Source organism: Flavobacterium kayseriense (assembly GCF_014305095.1).
In the GTDB taxonomy this organism is placed as follows: Bacteria; Bacteroidota; Bacteroidia; order Flavobacteriales; family Flavobacteriaceae; genus Flavobacterium; species Flavobacterium kayseriense.
This window is the reverse complement of record NZ_JACRUI010000004.1, coordinates 364,023-388,536: the sequence shown is the minus strand read 5'-3', so window position 1 is coordinate 388,536 and position 24,514 is coordinate 364,023. Positions and strand designations below refer to the sequence as shown.

27 protein-coding genes are annotated in these 24,514 nt (G+C 34.0%); 20 read left to right on the top strand and 7 right to left on the bottom strand.

Translation table 11 applies throughout. The annotated features are described in order from the left end of the window. Positions 1-52 precede the first annotated feature (52 nt). Positions 53-682 carry a carbonic anhydrase gene (locus tag H8R22_RS12990; protein ID WP_187010818.1) on the bottom strand — a complete coding sequence of 210 codons (630 nt, stop codon included), beginning with the start codon at positions 680-682 and terminating at the stop codon, positions 53-55. Between the two features lie 22 nt (positions 683-704). Beyond that, the gene (locus H8R22_RS12985) at positions 705-1,484 is read right to left on the bottom strand and encodes a class I SAM-dependent methyltransferase (protein WP_187010817.1); all 780 of its coding nucleotides are present in this window, start codon (positions 1,482-1,484) and stop codon (positions 705-707) included. 155 nt (positions 1,485-1,639) lie between these two features. Between H8R22_RS12985 and H8R22_RS12980 the strand changes: the two genes are divergently transcribed. After that, positions 1,640-3,187 carry an SDR family NAD(P)-dependent oxidoreductase gene (locus H8R22_RS12980; protein WP_187010884.1) on the top strand — a complete coding sequence of 516 codons (1,548 nt, stop codon included), beginning with the start codon at positions 1,640-1,642 and terminating at the stop codon, positions 3,185-3,187. A gap of 107 nt (positions 3,188-3,294) precedes the next feature. On the opposite strand, the gene H8R22_RS12975 is transcribed toward H8R22_RS12980, so the two are convergent. Both H8R22_RS12975 and H8R22_RS12970 read right to left on the bottom strand, forming a co-directional pair. Then, complete coding sequence (locus tag H8R22_RS12975) at positions 3,295-4,824, bottom strand: carboxypeptidase-like regulatory domain-containing protein (protein WP_187010816.1); 1,530 nt, start codon at positions 4,822-4,824, stop codon at positions 3,295-3,297. Between the two features lie 279 nt (positions 4,825-5,103). Continuing rightward, positions 5,104-6,966 (bottom strand): ABC-F family ATP-binding cassette domain-containing protein, encoded by a 1,863-nt coding sequence (locus tag H8R22_RS12970; RefSeq protein WP_187010815.1) that lies wholly within the window; start codon positions 6,964-6,966, stop codon positions 5,104-5,106. A gap of 151 nt (positions 6,967-7,117) precedes the next feature. Here H8R22_RS12970 and H8R22_RS12965 point away from each other — a divergent pair, with 151 nt between their 5' ends. From H8R22_RS12965 to H8R22_RS12885, 17 genes are all read left to right on the top strand, one after another. After that, positions 7,118-8,278: a glycosyltransferase family 2 protein gene (locus H8R22_RS12965; protein ID WP_187010814.1), complete on the top strand. Its 1,161-nt coding sequence runs from the start codon at positions 7,118-7,120 to the stop codon at positions 8,276-8,278. Positions 8,279-8,365: 87 nt separating this feature from the next. Continuing rightward, positions 8,366-9,685 carry a dihydrolipoamide acetyltransferase family protein gene (locus tag H8R22_RS12960; protein ID WP_187010813.1) on the top strand — a complete coding sequence of 440 codons (1,320 nt, stop codon included), beginning with the start codon at positions 8,366-8,368 and terminating at the stop codon, positions 9,683-9,685. Positions 9,686-9,853: 168 nt separating this feature from the next. Then, on the top strand, positions 9,854-10,624 hold the full coding sequence (locus H8R22_RS12955; protein WP_187010812.1) for a 3'-5' exonuclease: 771 nt from the start codon (positions 9,854-9,856) through the stop codon (positions 10,622-10,624). An 87-nt stretch (positions 10,625-10,711) separates the two neighbouring features. Continuing rightward, positions 10,712-11,323, top strand: a complete 612-nt coding sequence (locus H8R22_RS12950) for a fumarylacetoacetate hydrolase family protein (protein ID WP_187010811.1) — start codon at positions 10,712-10,714, stop codon at positions 11,321-11,323. Next, positions 11,323-11,667 (top strand): Hpt domain-containing protein, encoded by a 345-nt coding sequence (locus H8R22_RS12945; RefSeq protein WP_187010810.1) that lies wholly within the window; start codon positions 11,323-11,325, stop codon positions 11,665-11,667. Before H8R22_RS12950 ends, H8R22_RS12945 begins: the two co-directional genes overlap by 1 nt. A gap of 100 nt (positions 11,668-11,767) precedes the next feature. Further along, a complete protein-coding gene (locus H8R22_RS12940) occupies positions 11,768-13,021 on the top strand; it encodes a CinA family nicotinamide mononucleotide deamidase-related protein (protein ID WP_187010809.1) in 1,254 nt (417 codons plus the stop codon). A gap of 72 nt (positions 13,022-13,093) precedes the next feature. Beyond that, a complete protein-coding gene (rpmB, locus tag H8R22_RS12935; protein WP_187010808.1) occupies positions 13,094-13,330 on the top strand; it encodes a 50S ribosomal protein L28 in 237 nt (78 codons plus the stop codon). Positions 13,331-13,358: 28 nt separating this feature from the next. Beyond that, entirely contained in the window at positions 13,359-13,541 is a 183-nt protein-coding gene (gene rpmG / locus H8R22_RS12930; RefSeq protein ID WP_016988713.1) for a 50S ribosomal protein L33, read from the top strand. Between the two features lie 72 nt (positions 13,542-13,613). Further along, positions 13,614-13,766: a DUF4295 domain-containing protein gene (locus H8R22_RS12925; RefSeq protein WP_187010807.1), complete on the top strand. Its 153-nt coding sequence runs from the start codon at positions 13,614-13,616 to the stop codon at positions 13,764-13,766. 127 nt (positions 13,767-13,893) lie between these two features. Further along, positions 13,894-14,847, top strand: coding sequence for a signal recognition particle-docking protein FtsY (ftsY, locus tag H8R22_RS12920; RefSeq protein ID WP_187010806.1), 954 nt, complete (start codon positions 13,894-13,896; stop codon positions 14,845-14,847). Positions 14,848-14,858: 11 nt separating this feature from the next. Beyond that, positions 14,859-15,020: a hypothetical protein gene (locus H8R22_RS12915; protein WP_187010805.1), complete on the top strand. Its 162-nt coding sequence runs from the start codon at positions 14,859-14,861 to the stop codon at positions 15,018-15,020. Between the two features lie 155 nt (positions 15,021-15,175). After that, on the top strand, positions 15,176-16,276 hold the full coding sequence (locus tag H8R22_RS12910) for a sensor histidine kinase (RefSeq protein ID WP_187010804.1): 1,101 nt from the start codon (positions 15,176-15,178) through the stop codon (positions 16,274-16,276). After that, complete coding sequence (locus H8R22_RS12905) at positions 16,273-17,610, top strand: sigma-54-dependent transcriptional regulator (protein ID WP_187010803.1); 1,338 nt, start codon at positions 16,273-16,275, stop codon at positions 17,608-17,610. The genes H8R22_RS12910 and H8R22_RS12905 overlap by 4 nt, the downstream gene beginning before the upstream one ends. Before the next feature lie 195 nt (positions 17,611-17,805). Next, positions 17,806-18,024 (top strand): hypothetical protein, encoded by a 219-nt coding sequence (locus tag H8R22_RS12900; protein WP_187010802.1) that lies wholly within the window; start codon positions 17,806-17,808, stop codon positions 18,022-18,024. Positions 18,025-18,029: 5 nt separating this feature from the next. Then, positions 18,030-19,310, top strand: a complete 1,281-nt coding sequence (locus H8R22_RS12895) for a Glu/Leu/Phe/Val family dehydrogenase (protein WP_187010801.1) — start codon at positions 18,030-18,032, stop codon at positions 19,308-19,310. Positions 19,311-19,388: 78 nt separating this feature from the next. Continuing rightward, a complete protein-coding gene (locus H8R22_RS12890) occupies positions 19,389-19,781 on the top strand; it encodes a GreA/GreB family elongation factor (RefSeq protein ID WP_187010800.1) in 393 nt (130 codons plus the stop codon). A 20-nt stretch (positions 19,782-19,801) separates the two neighbouring features. Beyond that, positions 19,802-20,215: a hypothetical protein gene (locus H8R22_RS12885; RefSeq protein WP_187010799.1), complete on the top strand. Its 414-nt coding sequence runs from the start codon at positions 19,802-19,804 to the stop codon at positions 20,213-20,215. Between the two features lie 48 nt (positions 20,216-20,263). Here the strand turns inward: H8R22_RS12885 and H8R22_RS12880 are convergent, their stop codons facing one another. Beyond that, positions 20,264-21,331, bottom strand: coding sequence for a serine hydrolase domain-containing protein (locus tag H8R22_RS12880; RefSeq protein ID WP_187010798.1), 1,068 nt, complete (start codon positions 21,329-21,331; stop codon positions 20,264-20,266). Positions 21,332-21,583: 252 nt separating this feature from the next. Here H8R22_RS12880 and H8R22_RS12875 point away from each other — a divergent pair, with 252 nt between their 5' ends. Both H8R22_RS12875 and H8R22_RS12870 read left to right on the top strand, forming a co-directional pair. Next, positions 21,584-22,024, top strand: coding sequence for a lipocalin family protein (locus H8R22_RS12875; RefSeq protein ID WP_187010797.1), 441 nt, complete (start codon positions 21,584-21,586; stop codon positions 22,022-22,024). Continuing rightward, entirely contained in the window at positions 22,005-22,301 is a 297-nt protein-coding gene (locus H8R22_RS12870) for a DUF721 domain-containing protein (protein WP_187010796.1), read from the top strand. Before H8R22_RS12875 ends, H8R22_RS12870 begins: the two co-directional genes overlap by 20 nt. Positions 22,302-22,416: 115 nt before the next feature. Here H8R22_RS12870 and H8R22_RS12865 read toward each other — a convergent pair whose 3' ends face one another. Then, positions 22,417-22,836 (bottom strand): nucleoside-diphosphate kinase, encoded by a 420-nt coding sequence (locus tag H8R22_RS12865; protein ID WP_072941331.1) that lies wholly within the window; start codon positions 22,834-22,836, stop codon positions 22,417-22,419. Between the two features lie 75 nt (positions 22,837-22,911). After that, entirely contained in the window at positions 22,912-24,501 is a 1,590-nt protein-coding gene (gene bshC / locus H8R22_RS12860; protein WP_187010795.1) for a bacillithiol biosynthesis cysteine-adding enzyme BshC, read from the bottom strand. Between the last annotated feature and the right edge of the window lie 13 nt (positions 24,502-24,514).

Genomic DNA, 24,514 nt, shown 5'->3' with positions numbered 1-24,514 from the left:
AATGGCTGTCATTTTTTTGTTGTTGTATAATCAAGATTACCCAGCAATAATGTTAGGTCGTTATTTTATATATTTTTCTGATGTCTTTTAATATTTCATCAAAATCTATATCAAGATCTATCAATTTCCCAGAGTGAATGTCAAAAACCCATCCATAAACTTTTAAGTTACGCTCATTATAGGCTTGTTGAACTTCGGCAGTTTTAATTACATTGATGCACTGCTCCTGTACATTAAGTTCAACTAATCTTTTGTATTTCATTTTTTCATCTACAATAGCATCTAGTTCTTCCCTGTGAATGCGGTAAACATCTCGAATGTTTCGCAACCATGGATTTAGTATTCCAAGATCAGTTTGTTGCATTGCTGCTAGAACTCCACCACATTCATAATGACCACACACTACGATGTGATTCACCTTTAATGCGGTTACGGCATAATTAATAACAGACATGGAATTCAAATCAGTATTTGGAACCATGTTGGCAATATTTCGATGGACAAAAACAGCTCCTGGTTGCAAGCCCATTAGTTCCTCCGCAGAAACTCTACTATCTGAGCAACCGATGTATAAGAATTCTGGAGATTGTCCTTTGCTTAAATCATCAAAATAATTAGGTTTATCAACCAATTTTTTTTCAATCCAGGAACTATTGTTTTTAAATATTTGTTCAATATCCATCGGTTTTGTTTTTAGTATATCGTTATAATCGAATTATAAAATGTTCTTTCGGTTGTTCTCTCCTAAAGAAAACAATTCCCCACTGGAAAACATCGATGGTAACTGTGATCAAGGAATGCTCTTTAATGATGTTCCAAGCTTCTTCCATGTCAGGGGACCAATGTATGTCATCAAAAATCCACACACTATCATTTGTAATTGTTGGTAATAATTTTTCAAAATAAGCTATTGTGGCTTTTTTAGAATGATTTCCATCAAAATAAATCATGTCAAATTTAACTTCGGTGGCGGGAATGGTAGCCAAATAGGAATCGAATTCTGATAGTACGGAATTAATACCTTCTAATTTGAATTCATTAAATTGCTTCTGGGCAATATTAGCTGTTTCACGGCAGCCTTCTAAAGTGATAATTGCAGTTTTATCGTTTCCTAAAGCGAGTGCGGCAGTTGCAAGTCCTAATGAAGTTCCAATCTCTAAAATCGATTTGGGCTTAAAATAATTTGAAATTCTGAAAAGTAGTCGGGAATGTTTCGTGCTTATACCCGCAGTTTTTGCGATTTGTGCAATAGATCTTACATTCGACTTAAAAACTTTAGAACCTACGCCAAAATCTATCACGGTAATCGAATTTGAATTAGCCAAAAGTGATTGCCTATACTTTTCTAGAATCGAATATTGGGGTTTATTTTTCTTGTCGTAAAAACATTTGGTTATGAGGTTAAATACAAAAGGAGAATGAACCGCATGTTCATTTTTAGAATACCAAAGAAATTTTAAGTATGATTTAATCTGGAATAACATAGTAAAGTGCTTCGAGTGTTCAAAGATACAAAGTTTAAGACGTTTACTTTACTAGATTTTCAAGTTAAAAATATAGTTTAAACTTGAAAATTAAGTCACTTCAAAAAAAACTATATTTGCGCTCTTAAAAATAATAGCTAGGATTTCAAAAGATGATGAACGAAGAACAAATAGATGAAGGAGTAATTACATCGGATGAAATTAACCGTTGCATTGCCATTTTATCGCAATTAAACACAAATACAGATCAAATTTTTGATATTCCAAAAGAGCAGCGTATCGCCTTGATTAAAGCAGCGGGTCAGTTTTCGAGACCTGATCGTGATGAACTTGCTCGTCGTAAAAAAGATGGTGTAAAAGCGAATAAGCGTAAAATGGAGAAGCGAGATCGGACTGCTCGTAAAGAGACAGGAATTCGATTTGCTCGCGAATCGGCAGTTTTTATGGCACCAAAGTTGTTGGCTGCTGCCGAATTAGAAAACAGAGAAACCTTAGAACTTGAAACTCCGAGGCAATGTTATGTTTGTAAAACTGATTTTACTAAAATGCATCATTTTTACGACACCATGTGTACGGATTGTGGTGATTTTAATTATGCTAAGCGTTTTCAAACGGCTAATGTAAAAGGACAAGTAGCTGTAATTACTGGCTCCCGATTAAAAATTGGGTACCACATTACCTTGATGTTGTTACGTGGGGGCGCAACTGTTATTGCAACTACGCGTTTTCCGGTAGACTCGGCTCTGCGTTTTGGTAGAGAGCCTGATTTTATGGATTGGGGTCACCGTCTAAAAATTCATGGATTGGATTTACGACATATTCCTTCAGTAGAAATCTTTTGTAATTTTATAGAACAAAAGTATGAGCGCCTGGATATTTTAATCAATAATGCAGCCCAAACAGTACGTCGTCCTGCAGGGTTTTATACGCACATGATCGAAAATGAAGAAAGACCAATAAGTGATTTACCAAAACAAGCACAAGAGTTATTATTAGATCATTTGAACTGCTTAAATGAATTGAAGGTATTGACCTCCGGAGCGTCTTCTAATGAAAATATGCCAGTAACTTGGCACGGACCTGAGCCTGGTATAGGACTTAGAGCTTCCGCCAAATTATCTCAAATTCCGTACTCTTTTGATAATGCCTTGGTTGCAACGGAAGTTTTTCCAGAAGGAGAACTTGATGCCGACTTACAGCAAGTTGATTTGCGAAAAACAAATAGCTGGCGTTTGAAGCTAGGCCAAATTGAAACTACGGAAATGATCGAAGTACAATTAGTCAATTCAGTAGCGCCTTTTGTACTGTGCAATCGCTTATCGGAGGTAATGAAGAAAGATAATACAGGTCAAAAACACATTATCAATGTTTCGGCAATGGAAGGGAAATTCCATCGCTTTTTTAAAGAAGCCCGCCATCCACACACTAATATGGCGAAAGCAGCTTTGAACATGTTAACGCATACCGCTGCGGGAGAATTGGCAAAATCTGGCATTTTTATGAATGCGGTCGACACGGGTTGGGTAACTGATGAAGATCCTGCTGAACTCGCAAAAATGAAGCAAGAACAACAAGACTTTCAACCACCATTAGACATTGTTGACGGAGCAGCTAGAGTAATGGATCCTTTGTTTGATGGAATTAATACAGGAAAGCATTGGTGCGGTAAGTTCTTGAAGGATTACAATCCCATTCCATGGTAATGTTTTAGAAGCGATTGTTTTGAATGCTATTTTATATAAAAAAACCACAGTCCAAATTTTGTTTTACTGTGGTTTTTTTGTCCGGATATCATTAACAATCTATTATTTTAATTAATGGCTTTAAATCGTTTCATTTCTTCTAGCGGTTCTATTGCGTTATAGTCTTTCCATATTTTTGGGTCGTACGATTTGATGGTTGTGTATTTAAAATCTTGCTCTTTTATTTTTTGAATCTCTGCTGTTGTAAATGAGGAACGAGACAAATTTAAAAATTCTATTTTCGAACTTGAATTCCCCTCAACCTTAATATCAAGAGAAAGTACGTCTTTATCTTCGCGAGTTAGTTCAATGAATTTTAATGGGCGACTTAGATAGAAATATTGGCCTCTTTCGATGGTAGCGTACTGCAAGTAATATCCATTGCTGTCACTTTTTTTCTTGTAGATGATAGTTCCTGTACTTCTATTGTCGGCTACTTTAATTCCAAGCAGAAGTTTTAAATTTAAACTATTTAATTTTTCTCCTTCATCAAGGATAAATTCTGCTCGCAGGACTGCATAATCATTTTCAGAGATGTACAATTTCCCCACATATTTAGCCTTGCTTTTTCGCGGTTTAAAACTAAGGATGTAAGCAAATTCATTTTCGGCAGTATAAGTAGTGCCTTCATAAGTATAATCATATAGTTCTGGTTTTTTGATGAAGTTATATTTCTCGCTTTGCGAAAAGTTATTTCCTATCAAAAAGGAGTTTAAATTCGTTTTGGTCGCCGTCAACTGATTTCTTATTTCTTTTGATTTTTTTTGTTCACGCTTTTGATTAAAATCCTTTCGCAACGAAATCGAATCTCTAGATCCAAATAAGCCGCTTTTTACACGGTAAAACTTGGTAGAATCTAAATGTTGTAACATCATATTCATTGCCTTCTTTTCTAATTCTTCAGAGGAAACAGCACTACCTTCTTGTTTTAATTTGGTAGCTTTTAGCACGTCTAATTTAGACAAAAAAGATGTTTTGCTATCTTTAGTTATATTTGCCGTATAGTAATTGCAAAGTATATCTGTGAATTCTTTGGGAGGATTGCGAATTAAACTATTGGCAAAGTTTTTAAGATCAGAATTTACTTTTACAAGCGCTTGTTTGGAGAAACCGGGAGATTTATCAATTTCGACTTCTATTTCTTTTGGATTAAAATACTCGGAGTTTCTGTAAAATAATAAGTCTTTAGATGGGCTGCCGTCACCTTTATAATTGGTTGCTAAATTCGCTTTTACATTAGCCATGATCTCATATGCATTAGGCTTTTTGTTAGAAACATTGACATCATTAAGTTCAAAAATACTAGGAGTAAGTGCAATGGTATAATCGTTGTTTTTTAATGAATTTAAGGCTATTTCTTGATTTGCATAACCAAGGTAAGAAACAAGAAGTATGGTGTTGTCTTGGCTATTTTTTTCTGAGAGTGTAAAGTATCCCTCAGCATTTGAAATCATACTTTCAGATTTATTGATCAAGATATTTGCATAAGGAATGCTTTCTTTTGTGTTGATGTCAATTATTTTTCCTTTGATGTTTTGTCCTATGCTAAACTGTAGTGATAATACAAGTAGGAGCAAGCTGAAGTTGATTTTTTGCATTTGTTAAATTTTTGATTGATGATGGATGATTTCGTCACAACGATTGATTTTATTTCGTTTTTATGTAAAAAAAATTATCATTTTGAGATTTCAAATATATAGGATATTCCATTACTAATCAGAGGGCTTATGCTAATTTGTTGTTAATTTCTTACGGACTTATATTAGCTGACTCTCAAAAAAAACCCCCACTACTTTTAAACTTTAGAAGCTAAAAGCAGTAGGGATTGTATGTTTATAAGAACTGAATTGAATTCTCTATTTTATTTGTGTAGGTGATTAACCTTCCATTTTAGCGCTTAATTCGAACCAACGTTCTTCTTTAGCTTCCATTTTATTGATGAGATTTTGCAATTCATTTCCTTTTTTCTCAATATCGTTCTCGGCTACTTCTCCCTCAGAGAATAAAAGCTCAATTTTAGTTTTTTGCTCTTCTAAATCTTTAATTTCACGCTCTAATTTTTGAAATTCTTTTTGCTCGTTAAAGGTCAAGTTTCCAGTAGGATTGTTTTGTTTCCAATCTTTCTTCTCTGCTTTATTTTCCTCTTTTTGAGCCACATCAGCACTGTCTTCGTAAGCTCTAAAGTCAGAATAGTTTCCTGGAAAGTTTTCGACAACACCTTGTCCTCTAAAAATAAATAAGTGATCCACAATCTTATCCATAAAGTAACGGTCATGTGATACAACTAATAAACAACCAGGATAATCTAGTAAAAAGCTTTCAAGTACATTTAAAGTTACAATATCTAAGTCGTTAGTAGGCTCATCCAGAATTAAAAAGTTTGGATTCTGAATTAAAACGGTACACAAATACAAACGTTTTAATTCTCCACCACTTAATTTCTCTACGTAATCGTACTGTTTTTTGGCATCGAATAGAAAGCGTTCCAGTAGTTGTGAAGCCGAAATCATACGTCCTTTCGAAAGCGGAATAAATTCTCCATATTCTTTAATAATATCAATAACGCGTTGTCCAGGTTTAGGGTTAATTCCGCTTTGTGTGTAATAACCAATTTTTATTGTATCGCCTACAATCACTTTTCCGCTATCAAGAGGCAAAGTTCCGGTTAGTAAATTTAAAAAAGTAGATTTTCCTGTTCCGTTTTTACCAATAATTCCAATACGTTCACCACGCTGAAAATCAAAAGTAAATTCGTTTAAAATAACGTGGTCTTTAAATTTTTTAGAGATTTTGTGTAGCTCAATTATCTTGCTACCCATGCGCTCCATGTTAATTTCGAGTTCCACTTTATTTTCTTTTCGGCGACTTTGTGCTTTTTCCTTAATATCATAAAAGTCGTCCTGACGAGATTTAGATTTCGTTGTTCTCGCTTTAGGTTGTCGTCGCATCCACTCTAATTCTTTTACAAAAAGGTTTTGCGCTTTATCAACACTAGCGTTTTCTGATGCGATTCGTTCTTCTTTTTTCTCTAAATAGTAGGAGTAGTTTCCTTTGTATTGGTATATTTTTCCGTTATCTAATTCAATAATTTCATTACACACACGCTCTAGGAAAAAGCGGTCGTGCGTAACCATAAATAAGGTAATATTTTCTTTAGAAAAATAACTTTCTAACCATTCGATCATCTCTAAATCTAGGTGATTGGTAGGTTCGTCAAGTATTAGTAAATCTGGTCTGTTGATCAAAATAATAGCCAATGACAAGCGTTTTTTCTGACCTCCAGAAAGATTTTTCACTTTTAATTTGAAGTCCTCTAGTTTTAGCTTGAATAGAATTTGCTTGTATTGTGTTTCAAAATCCCATGCATTATGTTGGTCCATTCCATCGAAAGCTTTTTGATAGGCTTCCTCGTCTTCCGGGTTTTCCAATGCTTTTTCGTAGGCTTCAATTACTTTCAAAGTTTCGTTGTCAGAGGCAAAGATGCTCTCCTCGATTGTAAGCTCGTCTTGGAGGTTGTTATCTTGAGATAAAAAGGCCATACGAATGCTTTTACGCAAGATAACTTGTCCTGTGTCTGGTTCATCAAAACCGTTTATGATATTCATAATGGTTGTTTTTCCAGAGCCGTTTTTGGCAATAAAAGCAATTTTTTGGTCTTTGTTAATCCCAAAAGAAACATCTTTAAAAAGGGTGCGTTCTCCAAACGACTTTGAAATATTCTCTACTGAAAGGTAATTCACTGTGCTAATTTTTTGCAAAAGTAAGACTTTAAATATCGATTACCGAATTGTTTAAAGCAATCTGCGATTTTCGTGTTAAATTTTTTAAAGATGTGTAGAAAACTAATTTAAAAAAACAGTAGCAAATCGTTTTACTGATTATCTTTGTTTCATGCAATTATCTGTCGTTATTCTCAATTATAATGTTCGCTATTTTTTAGAGCTTTGTCTACTAAGCGTACAAGAAGCTTTGCGAAACATCGATGCTGAAATTATCGTAGTGGATAATGACTCGGATGATGATAGTTGCCAAATGATAAAGAGTCGTTTTTCAAACGTTAAACTCATAGAGAATTCCGAAAACACAGGATTTCCAAGAGGAAACAATATAGGAGTCGCCCAAGCTCAAGGAGAATTTGTTTGTATTTTAAATCCTGATACAGTTGTTGCCGAAGATACGTTTGAAAAAGTTTTGGCTTTCGCCAAAGCAAAAAAAGAAATAGGGATAATTGGAGTAAAATTGATCGATGGTCGAGGGAATTTTTTACCTGAAAGTAAACGCGGTGTACCAACGCCCTTTGTTGCTTTTACTAAAATGGCAGCTTTGTATAAAGCTTTTCCTAAATCAAAATTATTGGGTCAGTATTATGCGCAGCAATTAGGTCAAGACGAGTCTGGTGAAGTTGCGATACTTGTAGGCGCATTTATGATGATGCAAAGAGAATTGTATATAGAATTAAAAGGTTTTGATGAAGATTGTTTTATGTACTCTGATGATATCGATTTGTCGTACCGGGCACTGTTGGCTGGAAAAACTAATTTTTATTATGCCGATACAAAAGTGATTCATTTTAAAGGAGAAAGTACCGTTAAAGATGGTGTGTATATGCAACGATTTCAGAACGCCATGCATTTTTTTTACAAGAAACATTTTAAGGTTTCTTGGTTCTTTTCTCTTTTCATGCGCATAGGTATTTTTTTGTTTTCCTTTCGAAAGAAAGTACAGGGGAGGCAAATTTTAAAATCGTCGTCAAGAACCAAACATATTTATTCACAGAACAAAGAACTTTTTACATTGATGCAATCTAAGCATCATAAAAATGTTGTGTTTCATGATTTGACAACAGGAAAATTGGTAATTTCGGCAGGAGTTAACAAAGATGATGAATGCGAAATTGTATTAGATTCAAATTTTATTACCTTTAAGCATTGTATTGATTTTATGGAATCAGTAAAAAACAAAGGATTAACATTTAGAATTTTACCAAAAAATACTAATTTTTTAATAGGAAGCGATAATTCTAACGAAAGAGGAGAGATTTTCAAATTATGATGATAAATTATGTTTACTGTAATTTATGTTCAAAAAATTTAGTAATTTCGCAAACTGATAACATAAATCACCTGATAGGGTAACAATATGGCAAGATTTGAATTAAAACTTCCAAAAATGGGAGAGAGCGTTGCAGAAGCTACTATAACGAATTGGCTTAAAGAAGTTGGGGATAGAATTGAAGCTGACGAAGCAGTACTTGAAATTGCAACTGATAAAGTAGATAGTGAAGTTCCTAGTGAGGTTTCAGGTATTTTAGTAGAACAGTTATTTGGCAAGGACGATTTAGTGCAGGTAGGACAAACTATTGCTATCATAGAAACCGAAGGTGGTGAAGCCTCTACAAGTTCAGATAACGTAGCTCCAGAAGTGGTAGCTGCTGTAGAGAAAACAATTGATAGCGCTAAAGATGTAGCTGCTGCACCGGTAGCAGGAAATGCTTTGGATACTTCAAATTCGGATAAATTCTTTTCTCCATTAGTAAAAAATATCGCTGCTGCAGAAGGTGTTACTGTAAATGAGTTAGACTCAATTTCAGGTACAGGAAAAGAAGGAAGAGTGACTAAAAATGACATATTAGAATACGTAAAACACAGATCAAGTCAGCCAGTTATTGCGAAAGTTGCCGAAACGCAAAAGCAAGCGGCTGTTGCATCGGTACCAGTTTCTCAAAAAGCGGCGCCAGTTTCTGTTAATGGAGGTGACGAAATCGTCGAAATGGATAGAATGCGTAAGCTGATCTCTGGTTATATGGTTGCTTCTGTTCAAACGTCGGCTCACGTACAGTCGTTTATCGAGGTGGATGTGACTAATATTGTAAAATGGAGAGAGAAAAATAAAAATGCTTTCGAAAAAAGAGAAGGGGAGAAGTTAACTTATACTCCTATCTTTATGGAAGCAGTTGCTAAATCTTTGAAAGATTTCCCAGGTTTGAATATTTCTGTAGATGGTGATTACATTATCAAAAAGAAAAATATTAATTTAGGTATGGCTGCATCATTGCCTAACGGTAATTTAATTGTTCCTGTAATTAAAAATGCTGATCAATTAAACTTGGTGGGTATGGCAAAAGCAGTGAATGATCTTGGTGGACGTGCAAAAGCAGGAAAATTGAAGCCAGATGATACGCAAGGAGGAACTTACACTGTTACTAATGTAGGTACTTTTGGAAGTGTTTTTGGTACTCCCATTTTGAATCAGCCACAAGTCGGTATTCTAGCTCTTGGGGCTATTAGAAAGGTGCCAGCGGTTATAGAAACACCAGAAGGAGACTTTATTGGTATTCGTCAAAAAATGTTCTTGTCTCACAGTTATGACCATCGTGTTGTAGATGGAGCGCTAGGAGGTGGTTTTGTAAAAAGAGTTGCAGAATACTTAGAAGCATTTGATGTTAATAGAGATGTATAGATCTTAAAAATAAACATTTAGAACCCGATAAATTTTTTAATTTATCGGGTTTCTTTTTTCAATAAAGCTCAGAGCTTGTTTTAAGTGGTTTTAGCATGATTTATTAACTCATTTTTACTTTATAATTAAACGCAAACCTATATATTTGTAATCATACAAAATTTTAAAATGGAATTAAAACTTACCAAACCAATTTGCTTTTTCGATTTAGAAACTACAGGAATCGATATTGGGAAAGATAGAATTGTTGAAATATCAATATTTAAAGTTTTTCCTAACGGAAACAAAGAGAGTAAAACATGGTTAGTAAATCCTACCATTCCAATTCCGCCACAAACCACCGCGGTACATGGTATTACAGACGATAAAGTAGCAAATGAGCCTACTTTTAATGAATTAGCTCCTGCGGTTTATAATATGATTAAGGATAGTGATCTAGCTGGATTTAACTCCGATCGTTTTGATATCCCGTTGCTAGCTGAAGAACTGCTTCGTGCCGGAGTTGATTTTGATATGAAGAACAAGGTTTCGGTAGATGTGCAAACTGTTTTTCATAAAATGGAAGAACGAACATTAAGTGCTGCTTATAAGTTTTATTGTGGTCAAAGTTTAGAAAATGCACATTCAGCAGAAGCAGATACAATGGCGACTTATGAGATTTTGAAAGCACAATTGGATCGCTATCCTGAGCTGGAAAATGACATGAAATTACTATCAGAGTTTACTACAAGAAAGAAAATTGCTGATTTTGCGGGAATGATCGCTTTTGATAAAGATGATGAAGAGATTTTTACTTTTGGTAAACACAAAGGAATAAAAGTGAACACAATCTTAGAGAAAGAACCAGGTTATTTCAGTTGGATACAAAATGCCGATTTTCCTTTGTACACTAAAAAAGTTTTGACGGCAATAAAACTTAGAAAATTAAATACGAAATAAGTAATTGAAGTTCTTAATTGCTAAGATTCTGAGTTTTAACTTTGGCTTAGTACCTAATAACCTAATTAACTCAGCAACTTTAAAAACATGAAAATAATTTGCATTGGTAGGAATTATGTTGATCATATAGAAGAATTGAAAAATGAACGACCAGCTGAGCCAGTTGTTTTTATCAAACCAGATTCGGCTATTTTATTAAAGCAACATCCATTTGTAATACCTGAGTTTTCTCAGGATATTCATCATGAGATCGAACTTATTATAAAGATCAATAAAGTAGGGAAGTATATAGAGCCTAAGTTTGCTCATAAATACTATGATGAAATAAGTGTAGGTATCGATTTTACAGCTCGCGATTTGCAAGCCAATTTAAAAGCGAAAGGTTTGCCTTGGGAAAAATCAAAAGCATTTGATGGATCTGCTGTTATTGGTGATTTTTTGCCAAAAGAGCAGTTTAGTTCACTAGAAAATCTTACTTTTGAATTGACTAACAATAACGAGATTGTTCAAAAAGGAGATTCTAAGTTTATGTTGTGGAATATTGACGAGTTAATCGCACACGTTTCTCAATATTTTACTCTCAAAATAGGAGATATTATTTTTACAGGTACGCCCGCTGGTGTTGCAGCTGTAAAACCAGATGATATCTTGGAAGGATTCTTAGAAGGACATAAACTATTTAGAATACAAGTAAAATAATGGCTTTACATTACAACCTTAGCAAAGTGTACGCACTTTCAGATAACGATCCAGAATTTGTAAATGAAATTCTAACATTGTTCGTGACCGAAGTTCCAGATGATTTGGCACAAATCAAAGAAGGAATTAAAAAGAAAGATCATAAGCATGCTTATGCTTATGCTCATAAAATAAAACCTACGTTAGATCTTTTAGGGATGAACATGGCTTTTGAGGAAATTCTTCAGGTAGAAGCATGGACTAAAATTGAAGGCAAACGAAAAGATATTGATCACACATTTGATAGTATAAAAACTCAAATAAAAGAGGCGATTAAGGAAATCAAAAAAGATTTTAATTTGTGATTTCTTAAAACTGACCTTTTAAAAAAAAAGAAAATTCAACATTCTGACTTATAGAGTGTTGAATTTTCTTTATATAATAAATTCTATTTTTTAAATAGCTATGAAAGCAACTATAATAACTATTGGTGATGAGATTCTAATTGGGCAAATTGTGGATACTAATTCTGCCTTCATTGCCAAATCTTTAGATAAAATCGGAGTAGAGGTCAACGAGATGATTTCTATTACTGACGATAAAAATCATATTTTAGATACTTTTACAAAACTACAAAACAACGTTGATTTGGTTCTAATTACAGGTGGTTTAGGGCCAACTAAAGATGACGTTACCAAGAAGACTTTTTGTGATTATTTTGAGGACGAATTGATAGTTGATCAAAAAGTTTTAGAACATGTTACGGAATTGATTGAGGGTATTTTTAAAAGGCCAATCAATCAGATGAATAAAGACCAAGCGCTTGTCCCTTCAAAATGTACGATATTGCATAACGCAGTAGGAACTGCTCCTGGAATGTGGATGAAGAAAGAGAATACGGTTTATGTCTCCTTACCAGGTGTGCCGTATGAAATGAAATATTTGGTAGAGAATGAGATTATTCCTAAGGTTGTTAGGGAGTATGAACGACCTTATATACTTCATAAAACGGTTTTGACCCACGGTCAAGGAGAGAGTTTGGTGGCGGAGCGAATAGAAGATTGGGAAAATAACTTACCTGAATTTATTAAATTAGCTTATTTACCTGCGCCAGGTAGAGTCCGTTTACGACTGTCTGCGAGAGGGAAAGATAAGGGTTTTTTAGAAAGGGCATTAGAGGAGTATCTGGCGTCGTTAGACGCTATAATAAATGATATAATTGTTGGATATGAAGAAGCGAATACGATAGAAGTTGTTCTTGGAGAATTATTTACAAAACAGCAAAAAACAATTGCAACAGCCGAAAGTTGTACTGGTGGAAGTATAGCCTCGCTTCTGTCCTCTGTTCCGGGATCGTCGGCTTATTTTAGAGGAAGTGTTGTGTCGTACGCTACGGACGTAAAAATAGATTTACTAAATATTCCACCGGAGTTAATAACTGAGTTTTCAGTAGTTAGTGCTGAGGTAGCTTCTGCTATGGCTTTGAGTGTTAAAAAATTGATGAAAACAGATTATGCAATTGCTACCACTGGTAACGCGGGGCCTTCAAAAGGGGATTCAAATGCTGAAATTGGAGCTGTATTTATAGCAGTTGCAACACCAAATGGTGTATTTGTTGAAGAATTTAATTTTGGCCAACCACGTGAAAAAGTGATAGATAGGGCTTTATATAAGAGTTTAGAAATGTTGTACAAAGAAATTTTAAAAAAACAGTTGTAATTTTTTTGCTTCATCCGTTTATTTTTCTTTTCTTTGCACCCTGATTTTGAATAACGATAAAAGATAAGTATAATGTCAAGAGTTTGTGACCTTACAGGTAAAAGAGCGATGGTAGGAAATAACGTTTCTCACGCTATGAATAAGACTAAGAGAAAGTTTTCTGTAAACTTAGTTAAAAAGCGTTTTTATCTTCCAGAAGAAGATAGATGGATTACTCTTAGAGTAGCAGCATCTACGATAAAAACAATTAACAAAAATGGAATTGACGCTGTTTTGAAAAAAGCAAAGTCTGAAGGATTTATTAAATAATCTTTTTCCAAAATAAAACTATAGCAAGATGGCAAAGAAAGGTAATAGAATCCAGGTAATTTTAGAGTGTACAGAGCACAAAACATCAGGTGTTGCAGGTACTTCAAGATACATTACAACTAAGAACAAAAAAAATACTCCAGATAGATTAGAGATTAAGAAATTTAATCCAGTTTTGAAAAGAGTTACTGTTCACAAAGAAATTAAATAATAACAGCATTTTAATTAAGGTCTTACAGTAATTTTACTGAGGATTTAACTAAAATACAAATAACATAGAATCATGGCAAAGAAAACCGTAGCATCGTTACAGACATCTTCTAAGAGATTATCAAAAGCCATCAAAATGGTGAAATCTCCAAAAACTGGTGCATATACATTTGTTGAAACAATTATTGTACCTGAATTAGTTGATGAATTTTTGAGTAAAAAATAATTCATTACAGCAGTATATAGATTAGCTACTTTCTTTCGGAAGTAGCTTTTTTATTTTATATCTTTACCAGTTAGAAATCGTATTGGTTCCATAGATCCGATGATTCATTTTTAATACCAATGATACAATGAGTTTTTTTAAAAGAATATTTTCATCAGAGAAGAAAGAAAGTCTAGACAAAGGTCTAGAAAAAACCAAAACAACCTTTTTCTCTAAATTAAGTAAAGCAGTTGCCGGTAAATCTAAGGTTGATGATGATGTTTTAGATAATTTAGAAGAAATTTTAGTTTCCTCTGATGTAGGTGTCGATACTACTTTGAAAATTATAACTCGAATAGAAGAACGTGTTGCAGCGGATAAGTATTTAGGGATAGACGAGTTGAATCGTATATTGCAAGAAGAAATTGCGGCATTATTATCTGAAACCAATACTGGAGAAGCAACAGAGTTTGTCATACCTATCAATAGTAAACCATACGTTTTAATGGTTGTTGGGGTAAATGGTGTGGGTAAAACTACGACTATTGGTAAATTAGCCTATCAGTTTAAAAAGCAAGGGTACAATGTTGTACTTGGGGCTGCAGATACGTTTAGAGCGGCAGCAATTGATCAATTACAAATTTGGGCAGACAGAGTAGGAGTTCCTATTGTAAGACAAAATATGGGTTCTGATCCCGCTTCAGTTGCATTTGATACTTTGCAATCAGCTGTGGCGCAAAATGCAGATATCGTTATCATAGATACAGCAGGACGCTTACATAACAAAGTAAATTTAATGAACGAGCTTACAAAGGTAAAGCGTGTGATGCAAAAAGTAGTTGTTGATGCGCCGCATGATGTACTTTTGGTACTTGATGGATCAACTGGTCAAAATGCCTTTGAACAAGCTAAGCAATTTACAGCAGCTACAGAGGTCACTGCATTAGCGGTTACAAAACTTGATGGTACTGCAAAAGGTGGAGTTGTAATTGGTATCTCAGACCAGTTCAAAATTCCAGTGAAATATATAGGTGTTGGAGAAGGAATTGAAGACCTACAAGTTTTTAATAAATTTGAATTTGTAGATAGTTTTTTTAAATAATGCTAGGTACCATGAAAGATATTAGTCCGCTTCAATTGTATTTCATAAGTCTAATTTGTTTTGTTATCGCCAATGTGGTTAGAGATAAATCGCAATTCGCACATGGAGCTTTTTTAGGCGCTGGTGTTGTGTTATTTTTATTTGGTGTTTACAAGAAAGTGAGTTCAAAGTAGAACTCGTTTTACTGTGTACTATCCTATTTAGTTTCTTCATAATATTTAAAATATATTACTATTTAACGTGTTTTAAAGTTTTAATTCTTATCGAGAGTCGATACAACTAAACTAGTTAGATTTCTTCCATAACCATTTTTTAAAGCGATTTTTTTATGAGTTATATATCTACTGAAGAAATATTAAAAGAACGAATAAAAGAACTAACTTGCTTATATGACGTTTCTTCTGCGCTTGCTAAACAAGATAGTGCGATAGAAGACAAGTTTGACTCAATTTGCTTTATTTTAAAAAATGCTTGGCGTTTTTCGGAAGATTCTATTGTCGAATTTAAATTAGAGCACTATTACAGCACCACAAACATCCTTCCTATAGATACTATCTTTCAAAAAGTAATAATTAAAATCTTCGATAATGATTTAGGTTATATTAAAGTACACTACCCCTCGGATAAATTTTGTAATCAGCATTTTTTGAATGATGAAGAAAAATTATTAAAAAAAGTAGTCACTGATATTACCTCTTTTTATGAAAAACATTTAAACGAGAGGAAAGAAATCCTTTTAAAGCGAAGTGCTGAGCGTATTGATAGACTTTCTATTTTAGGTGAAATAACAGCTGGAATTGCACATGAATTAAATACACCGTTAGGAAATATATTAGGCTTTGCTGAGTTTATTAATGAAAAATCCAAGGAAAAACAATCACAGATGGATAGCGCTAAAATTATAAAAGCAGCAATTTATTCTAGAGAGGTGGTTAAGAAATTAATGTTTTTTTCATGTGAGATGCCTCAGAACATGAAATTTGTAAAAGTCATTCCGATACTTACAGAAGCAGTGAGTTTATTGCGACCTAACTTTGTAAAAGCCAGCCTTAGATATGAAATAGATATTGAAGACTTTGAATTAGAAGCACAACTTGATCCTATTCAATTTACTCAAGTATTATTTAATATTTTGATAAATGCGATATACGCTTCTCCTCTTGATACGATTATCATAATTAAAACGTACACCTTAGAAAATAGTTTTTTTGTAGAAGTGAAAGATCAAGGCGTAGGTATTGATCCTAATCTAAAATCTAAAATATTCGAACCTTTTTTTACTACCAAACCTATTGGAGAAGGATCCGGCCTAGGTTTAAGTGTAGTGCACGGAATTGTAAAAAGTCATAAAGGGGATATAATTACCTTTGATAATAAACCTAAAGGAACTGTTTTTCAAGTTCGATTACCGCTAAGTAATTCCAAATGAAATTAAATACAGAAAATATTTTAATTGTAGATGATAATTATGATATGCTTGAGTTGCTTCATCGCAATTTAAAAGCTCTAAATTTTCATACTTATAAGGCTTCCTCTGTTGTCGAAGCGATTGAAATTTTAAAATTTACTAAAATTGATCTGCTAATCACTGATTTACAAATGCCTGGCATTAACGGTATTGAACTTGTAAAATATGTTCAAGAGCGTTTTCCTCTTATTCCAAAGCTTGTAATTACTGGATTCCCTTCTGTTGATAGCGCTGTTGAAGCCGTTAAATCAGGTGCTTTAGATTACTTAGCTAAGCCTTTTACTAATGACGAACTAAAAAATGCCGTTTTAAAAGTTTTTGGTAATAAGGATGGTTTTAAAGTTACAACTAAAGAAGTGAAAACTACTGTTTTTGAAAATGTTGCTAACTATGGTAATATTGTTGGTCAATCACAGCAAATGGTAGACCTGTTTGATGTAATTGAGCGTGTAAAAGATAATAGAGCAACCATTTTAATACAAGGAGAGAGCGGAACAGGTAAGGAGCTTGTAGCAAAGGCTATTCACAATCAAGGAATATTCACCTCTAAACCATTTATTGCTGTAAATTGTGGTGCTATCCCAGAAAATCTAATAGAATCAGAGCTTTTTGGATATGTTAAAGGGGCATTTACAGGTGCAAATGAAACAAGAGATGGCTTTTTTCAAGCAGCTAATGGCGGTACTATTTTTTTAGATGAAATTGGAACAGCACCCTTAAGTACGCAAACAAGATTACTACGTGTACTTCAAGAAAAAGAAGTAAGCAGAGTGGGGTCTCAAAAATCTGAAACAATAGAACTAAGAATAATAGCTGCGACTAATGCAGATCTTTATGATCTAGCTAGTAAAGGACTGTTTAGAGAAGATCTTTACTATCGACTCAACGTGGTAAATATTGAGACGCCTCCACTAAGAGAACGTAAGAACGACATTAAATTATTAACTACGACATTTTTAACTAAATATGGGGCAGAATACAATAAGCCTTCTATAACTATTTCTGATAAAGTGTTTGATGTTTTAAAAAGACATTCTTGGCCTGGAAATGTTCGAGAGCTTGAAAATGTTGTACAACGTATGATAATTATGAGTGCTGATCAAATTGAGTTAAGTGATGTTCCTGAATATTTAAAATATTCAATTCCTCAAGAAAATGAAGAACTTAAATCTTTAAAAGATGTTGAAAAAGCGCACATACTTAAAGTGCTTGCAGCAGTGGGAAATAATAAAACGCGTGCGGCCGAGATTCTTCAAATCGATCGCAAAACACTTCGTCAAAAAATTGAGAATTAGTTCCGTTTTTATTGGGTGATTTCTCCCATATCGGGTATTTTCTCTCCGGTAGTTTTTCTTCTATTTTAATTTATTAAAAACCTAAACCCTTAGATATAAGGGTTTTTTTGTTTTATGGTACATCAATATGTTGTGTTGGCATACCTATTGTCTATTAGATGCAAAACAATGAATAAAAAAAATAAATTGTAAAAGATGAATACACTAAATCAACAAACAATGGACTTTGTTCCTATTAGCAAGTTTTCAGGCATGGGAAAAAGGAGTAATACTTTGAGTTGTGGCGTTATGCTAGCTGATAAAATAGAGGTAGCGATCACAGAGAGTAGTGCCGGATTATGTAGTAATTGCGACGCTAACTCTTACTGCACTTTGCAGCGAACTAATAAAATGTTTTGTGAACTTTATAATTAGAATATATGACAGCAGTAAAAGAGAATACCAAAAAAAGCATGTTGGATAATGTGATGCAGCAGTTTAATAAAACGGCAGATTTGATCCATTTGAATTCTAACATCAGAAATATTTTATCAATTACTAACAATGAAATAATACTTCATTTTCCAGTTAAAATGGATACGGGTGAAGTAAAAATTTTCACAGGATATAGAGTACAACACAATAATGCGCTAGGTCCTTATAAAGGAGGTTTGCGCTATCATCCTACCGTAGATGTAGAAGATGCTAAAGCTTTAGCAATGTGGATGACTTGGAAAACGTCATTAGCGGGATTGCCTTACGGAGGTGCTAAAGGTGGAATCCAAATTGATCCAAGAGCGTATTCTATTGGAGAGTTGGAAAGGATAACAAGACGTTTTACCTATGCTTTAGGAGAGAATATAGGCCCAGAGCACGATATTCCAGCACCGGATGTGAATACAAATGAGCAGACCATGGCATGGATGGCAGATACTTTTATGTCTACTAAATCATCATCAGAGCGTTCTCGTAATCAACATGTTGTAACAGGGAAACCCGTAGGTTCTGGTGGTTTAGAAGGAAGAAATCGCTCGACTGGATATGGTGTTTACTTGACAATTAAGTTGCTATATAAAAGTAAAGGTGAAAGTTTAGTTGGGAAGAAATTTATTGTTCAAGGTTTTGGAAACGTAGGCTATTGGACTTCTCATTTTTTAACAAATGATGGCGCTATTTTAGTAGCGGTACAAGATGCTCATGCTACAATTTTTAATGATGCAGGTATTGCTGTAGAGGATTTGTTTGTGCATTCTAAGCCAAGAAAAGGTTCGATTCAAGGTTTTCAAGGGGCAGATGAAATTGATCCATCTTCTTTCTTTGGATTAGATTGTGATATTTTAATTCCAGCTGCATTAGGGAATCAAATCACTGCTGAAAATGCCTATTTAGTAAAAGCTGATGTGATTGCGGAAGGTGCAAACGGTCCTATAGATACGGAAGGTGAAACAATATTACTTGATAAGGGGATCACGATAATTCCAGATATCTTGTGTAATTCTGGAGGTGTAATTGGTAGTTATTTTGAGTGGTTACAAAATAGGAATGGTGAATTGTGGCAGTTGGATGAAGTTATGTTTAAGATCGACAAAAAACTTACTGAGGTTTTCCTTAAAGTAGAAAAAGTTGTTGTTGACGATAAAACCGATTGGAGGACTGCGGCATACATATTAGCAATAAAGCGAATAGAAACCGCTTACGTTCAACGTGGTATTTTTCCATAATTTTAATTAAGAGTGTAAACCTTTATAGTTATTACCCATTTCTATAAAGGTTTATCTTGTCATTAAATTCATTTATATATGAAATACGGTCAACTAATAGTAGATAAAAAAGAGCAGGGATTACTACTTAGAAGTATAGCTAATGCTCACAGTATAGAAGATGCTTCCTACGCTGCATCATTAAAAAAACTAAAATTAGAGCTACTCACAGCAAAAATTCTAGAATCTCAGAAGATGCCGCAGGATGTGATACGTTTTAATTCAGAAATAACAATTACAACCTCTGGTGGATCGGAGCAAAGTTTCCAAATTGTTATTCCAGAAAAGAGTGATATAACCAATCGTAAGATTTCTATTCTGTCCCCAATGGCATTGGCGCTATTTGGATATGCACAAGGGGATATACTCGAGTGGGTTTTTCCTTCAGGGATAAAAAACATCGCTATTATTGATGTAAGACAGCCCCAATAATTTATAACAGAGAACGATATATGAAAGATTTAATTTATAAACACGAAACGATTGATGAGGTCCAAATGAAATTTATGGATCAAGACATTAAGTTTTGGACAGAAGAGATCGCAATGATTAATATCGAGATCTTATTTTTTGAGAGAATGCTAACTTCACGTCTTTTTAAACAAGTAGAGAATAGCAAAAGTAACGTTGACACTTTATTGCAGGATTTGAACACCGTACAAATTTTAAATGAATCTTTTCAAGATCAATTGGTCGAATTTTGTAACAAACTTGAAATGATTAGAGAATGTGATGATGTTCAATGTGAAACCTTTTATTTGAATAATCACACAAAATTTAGAGCTGCGGTGGAGAGTCACTTTTCGTCTTATCGAATTTATAAAGTGAATGTTATTTTGTTTTTGGATGAATATTTAGGTGAATAATTTTTTTCAACTTCAAATGATCTAGCGCGATTGTCTTGTAGGTGGATTTTAATTATACAAAGCATTTATTTTTGTCCAAAGTGCATTATCAAAATCAGATAAAGCTAAATTAACATTGTCCGCGGCTTCACCCATTCTAACAACCACCATTTTTTTACTAGGTATCACGTAAATCTTTTGATCATTTTTGCCTAGTGCCATAAACATATCTTTTGGACCTGCAGGTATTAAACTGCCTTGAAACTCTTGTTGTGATTGTGGTAAACGGTAACTTGATTTGCCGTTTAGCCACCACAGATATCCGTAGGCTTGATTGATGATTTGTGAAGAGGTTGTAGCTGCTGTGCAATAGTTTGGATTAATGATGGTGTTGTTTTCCCATTTTCCGTTGTTGAGTACTAGCAATCCAAAACGTGCCATACTTCTGGTTGTGCTAAAATATACACTACTATTATCAATGGTAAGCCATGCACCATCCATTCCTATTTTATCTCGTAGTTTGGTATTAAAGTAATTTGACCAAGTTTGTTCGCTTGCTTGAGCAATCACATCCTGCAGTTTTACATAAACGTTGTGATAGGCCCAACGTGTTCCAGCATCGGCTTTGTATTGTAAATTTCCTGGAGCTACTCCATCACCATTTAAGATGTCTTCAATTCCTGAAGTCATGGTAAGCAGGTTTTTGCAAGTAATTAAGTTTTCTTTATTTAGCGGTTCACTCGTCCAACCCGGTCCTAAATAGGTAGATACTTTAGCGTTTATATCGATTAAGTTTTCTTGTTCTGCTATTCCTGTGACAGCAGTCGTTAATGTTTTTCCTGCGCTTGCCCAGTACCAATTAGTAGATGCGCTATGGTTATTAAAATAGTTTTCGATTACAATTCGTCCGTTTACGATGATCATAAAAGATTTTGAGTTTTTTAATTCAAGGTAATCGAGCAGTGGTTGCACCGCGTTTTGGTTCCAATTTAGGTTTGCTATAGATTTCGTTTCCCAGATAGTGTTTGTTACCGGAGGGAAGTACATGTTTTCTGAAATCGGATTGCTTCTTACAGGCTCTTTGCTACAAGCAATACAGCATACAAGTAGTACTAATATTGAGGTATGTTTTATCATTTGGTATACGGTTATTTTTTGCTTTGATCAAAAATAGCTAAAATAGTTTAATGTATTTTTCTTTTGCTTTGCCCTTTTTAAGAGTAACTTTGTAAAAGGATAAAGATGTTATGTACCGGGATTTCCTAGCCCTGATGGAAGCGGCATCCCGAGTGTTGATTGTGGAAGAATGGAACAATTAACACGAGGATACAGCGAACAGCGGGAAATAGCTCCTAAAAATTATAGTTATATATTTAAATAGTATTGCACATGAAAAGTAGTTTTAAAATTTTATTTATTTCCTTATTGTTTATTGCCTGCAAGCAAAAAATTGAGCCTACTGATATTGCTAAAATTAATGGCTATTGGGAGATAGAAAAAGTAGTTTTTGATAAAGGGGATGACAAGGATTATAAGATGAATGAAACCTATGATTTTTTTGATATTAAAGATAACTCAGGATTTAGAAAGAAAGTTATGCCGCAATTAAACGGGACTTTTTTAGTGAATGATACTCAGGAAGCGGTAGCGGTTCGTTTTGTAGATGATCAGGTGTTTTTGGATTATAAAACTCCATTTATGAAATGGAGTGAGGAAATTGTAACGCTTACTGATGCAGAATTAGTGGTGGTAAATGCCGATAAAAAAGAATATCATTACAAGAAAACAGAAGCAATAAATTTATTAGGAGATGGCGAAAAGACTAAGTAATCAGAGTACGGTGGGTGATGTGTTGAAACAGATTATTCAAGTTAATAAGTTACAACCCGGCATGGATCAAATAGATGTTAAAGATGCCTGGAGTAATTTAATGGGAAATGGCGTGAATAGTTATACGCGCAATGTAGTGTTAAAAGGAAGTACACTTTATGTAGAGCTGACATCGGCGGTTTTAAGGGAAGAGTTGAGTCATGGTAAATCAAAAATTATTACGATGATTAATGAGGAATTACGCCGCGATGTTGTTAAAGATGTCGTTTTGAGATAAGAATTTAAACGAAAGTTTGTTTTATAAAAAATCCCGTCATGCTCGTGCAGACGGGATTATTAATATTGTAGATTTTTAAATTTGACTTTAAAAACCATGTATGTTTAGCAATATATTAGAACTGCTCTCTTCCAGCAAAATGGAAAGCACCTTCGATAGCTGCGTTCTCATCACTATCAGAACCGTGTACTGCATTTTCTCCAATTGAAGTAGCGTATGCTTTACGGATAGTTCCTTCAGCAGCCTCAGCTGGATTTGTAGCTCCAATTAAAGTTCTGAAATCTTCTACTGCGTTATCTTTTTCTAAAATAGCAGCAACGATTGGTCCTCTTGACATGAATTCAACTAATTCACCGTAAAAAGGTCTAGCAGCGTGAACAGCATAAAATGCTTGAGCGTCAGCAACTGTAAGTTGTGTTAATTTTAAAGAAACGATTTTGAAACCTGCATTTGTAATCATTGCAAGAATGTTTCCGATGTGTCCGTTAGCAACAGCATCAGGCTTGATCATTGTAAAAGTTCTATTAGTAGCCATTTTTTTGTTTATTTTTATATTTTGGGCAAAAATACTATTTTTTTATTAGAATTGTTGCTAAAATTTTAGTTCAAATTACAGAATTGTGATTGTGAAATTTTGGTCTAACGGTTTTAACTGCTTCAGTAATGTAGAAATTAGCTTTTCGCCATTTTCCAAATAAAATTCTGAGAAATTAGTTTGTCTCTCTTGCAAGCTTTTATTTGGGAAAAGTTCGTTCTGTAAATCGGTTACACGTTCTAAAACGTCTGCTAATTTTCGTTTTTGAGCTCTTAATAAGCGTTTTTCTAAATTATCTAAACCCTTTAGTTGTTTTGTCTCTTGTGCTTTGACGGCACCTACAAATGAGGTGTCTGTTTGCTCTGTTATGAGGTGTAAAGTTTCAAACTGTTGTTTTAACTGTTCTTTTAGCGGGGACATATCTATTGAAAACGCAGATAATTGAGCTGTTTTCTTGTTCACTAAATTCATTTGTTTCGAAAATAAATCTGTCCAATTTAAATTTAGTTTGTCTGCTTTTTTAGCCTGCTTTTCGGTGGCTAATAGCACTGAATTTCGTACCAATAGCATTGGAAAAGTAACTTTTACTGCATCAAAAAAAGATTTTAGTTCTAGCCAGTAGGCAATTTCACCACCTCCACCGATATAACAAAGATTAGGCAGAATTACCTCCTGATACAATGGTCTCATGATAACATTAGGGCTAAAGCGCTCTGGATTACTTTCCAATAAGACTAAAATTTGTTCAAGACTAAACTCTTGCTTAGTATTATTTATTTTGTAAACATCATTTTCTAATATAATACGTTCTCTTACCGTGTCCTCAATATAAAACAAGTTAATTTCACGAGGGTTAACTTGTATGTTGTATTCTTGAAGTTGTTCTGTCGTCTCTAAAACTGCTTTATGGGATGTATGCTGTACAAGTTCATCTTTTACAAACGGGATGAAACTGCGTTTTAAGTCAGTGCTATCGGCATCTAGAATAACTAGACCGAAGTCTCCAAATAAAGCATTGGCTAAATAACGCGTTGCATCAGCTAAATTATCATGCTCTAAATACGACTTTGTAAATATTTTTTTTAATTGTTCTGCATTAGTGCTTGTGCCTAACTCTTGCTGGTAAATATCGAAAAATTCACTTAAACCTTCCGTTGATAATCGGCCTACAGGTCCTGTACTTTCCTTGTTCCATCGAAATTTTTTACCTTTAAAATTAAAATAATTAATTTCTTCAAAATCATGGTCTTCTGTTGCCATCCAGTAAATGGGTACAAAATCGTTGTCCGGGTATTTGGCTTTTAACTCTTTAGTGAGGTTAATGGTAGAGATGATTTTGTACAAAAAATACAAGGGACCGCTAAACAAATTTAGTTGGTGTCCCGTGGTTATTGTAAAGGTATGGGTTGACTGTAACAAATTAATGTTTTGCGCAGTTAAATCCGAAATATTGATCTTAGAATATTGTTCTTGTAATGCTTTTACAAGGAGTGCTCTATTTCCATTGGAGAAATTTGCTGACTTTTCTTGTAATTGCTTTCCAAAATTTTCTAAAGTAGGGAATCGATTATATAGTTTGTTTAGCGTATCTTTTTGATTCAAATAATCATTCATCAAAGGAGAAAAATATCCAGAATCTTGATAGCTGATACAGTCTGTTGGCATGTGTAAATTTGTT

What these genes read in the sequence shown, in the direction of transcription:
- H8R22_RS12910 (WP_187010804.1), top strand. Translation starts at nt 15,176, where the DNA reads ATGAGTTATATATCTACTGAAGAAATATTAAAAGAACGAATAAAAGAA.
- rpmB (WP_187010808.1), top strand. Translation starts at nt 13,094, where the DNA reads ATGTCAAGAGTTTGTGACCTTACAGGTAAAAGAGCGATGGTAGGAAAT.
- H8R22_RS12975 (WP_187010816.1), bottom strand. Translation starts at nt 4,824, where the DNA reads ATGCAAAAAATCAACTTCAGCTTGCTCCTACTTGTATTATCACTACAG.
- H8R22_RS12960 (WP_187010813.1), top strand. Translation starts at nt 8,366, where the DNA reads ATGGCAAGATTTGAATTAAAACTTCCAAAAATGGGAGAGAGCGTTGCA.
- bshC (WP_187010795.1), bottom strand. Translation starts at nt 24,501, where the DNA reads ATGCCAACAGACTGTATCAGCTATCAAGATTCTGGATATTTTTCTCCT.
- H8R22_RS12955 (WP_187010812.1), top strand. Translation starts at nt 9,854, where the DNA reads ATGGAATTAAAACTTACCAAACCAATTTGCTTTTTCGATTTAGAAACT.
- rpmG (WP_016988713.1), top strand. Translation starts at nt 13,359, where the DNA reads ATGGCAAAGAAAGGTAATAGAATCCAGGTAATTTTAGAGTGTACAGAG.
- H8R22_RS12965 (WP_187010814.1), top strand. Translation starts at nt 7,118, where the DNA reads ATGCAATTATCTGTCGTTATTCTCAATTATAATGTTCGCTATTTTTTA.
- H8R22_RS12925 (WP_187010807.1), top strand. Translation starts at nt 13,614, where the DNA reads ATGGCAAAGAAAACCGTAGCATCGTTACAGACATCTTCTAAGAGATTA.
- H8R22_RS12905 (WP_187010803.1), top strand. Translation starts at nt 16,273, where the DNA reads ATGAAATTAAATACAGAAAATATTTTAATTGTAGATGATAATTATGAT.
- H8R22_RS12890 (WP_187010800.1), top strand. Translation starts at nt 19,389, where the DNA reads ATGAAATACGGTCAACTAATAGTAGATAAAAAAGAGCAGGGATTACTA.
- H8R22_RS12940 (WP_187010809.1), top strand. Translation starts at nt 11,768, where the DNA reads ATGAAAGCAACTATAATAACTATTGGTGATGAGATTCTAATTGGGCAA.
- H8R22_RS12895 (WP_187010801.1), top strand. Translation starts at nt 18,030, where the DNA reads ATGACAGCAGTAAAAGAGAATACCAAAAAAAGCATGTTGGATAATGTG.
- H8R22_RS12950 (WP_187010811.1), top strand. Translation starts at nt 10,712, where the DNA reads ATGAAAATAATTTGCATTGGTAGGAATTATGTTGATCATATAGAAGAA.
- H8R22_RS12980 (WP_187010884.1), top strand. Translation starts at nt 1,640, where the DNA reads ATGAACGAAGAACAAATAGATGAAGGAGTAATTACATCGGATGAAATT.
- H8R22_RS12880 (WP_187010798.1), bottom strand. Translation starts at nt 21,331, where the DNA reads ATGATAAAACATACCTCAATATTAGTACTACTTGTATGCTGTATTGCT.
- H8R22_RS12985 (WP_187010817.1), bottom strand. Translation starts at nt 1,484, where the DNA reads ATGTTATTCCAGATTAAATCATACTTAAAATTTCTTTGGTATTCTAAA.
- H8R22_RS12915 (WP_187010805.1), top strand. Translation starts at nt 14,859, where the DNA reads ATGAAAGATATTAGTCCGCTTCAATTGTATTTCATAAGTCTAATTTGT.
- H8R22_RS12945 (WP_187010810.1), top strand. Translation starts at nt 11,323, where the DNA reads ATGGCTTTACATTACAACCTTAGCAAAGTGTACGCACTTTCAGATAAC.
- H8R22_RS12865 (WP_072941331.1), bottom strand. Translation starts at nt 22,836, where the DNA reads ATGGCTACTAATAGAACTTTTACAATGATCAAGCCTGATGCTGTTGCT.
- H8R22_RS12885 (WP_187010799.1), top strand. Translation starts at nt 19,802, where the DNA reads ATGAAAGATTTAATTTATAAACACGAAACGATTGATGAGGTCCAAATG.
- H8R22_RS12870 (WP_187010796.1), top strand. Translation starts at nt 22,005, where the DNA reads ATGGCGAAAAGACTAAGTAATCAGAGTACGGTGGGTGATGTGTTGAAA.
- H8R22_RS12990 (WP_187010818.1), bottom strand. Translation starts at nt 682, where the DNA reads ATGGATATTGAACAAATATTTAAAAACAATAGTTCCTGGATTGAAAAA.
- H8R22_RS12875 (WP_187010797.1), top strand. Translation starts at nt 21,584, where the DNA reads ATGAAAAGTAGTTTTAAAATTTTATTTATTTCCTTATTGTTTATTGCC.
- ftsY (WP_187010806.1), top strand. Translation starts at nt 13,894, where the DNA reads ATGAGTTTTTTTAAAAGAATATTTTCATCAGAGAAGAAAGAAAGTCTA.
- H8R22_RS12900 (WP_187010802.1), top strand. Translation starts at nt 17,806, where the DNA reads ATGAATACACTAAATCAACAAACAATGGACTTTGTTCCTATTAGCAAG.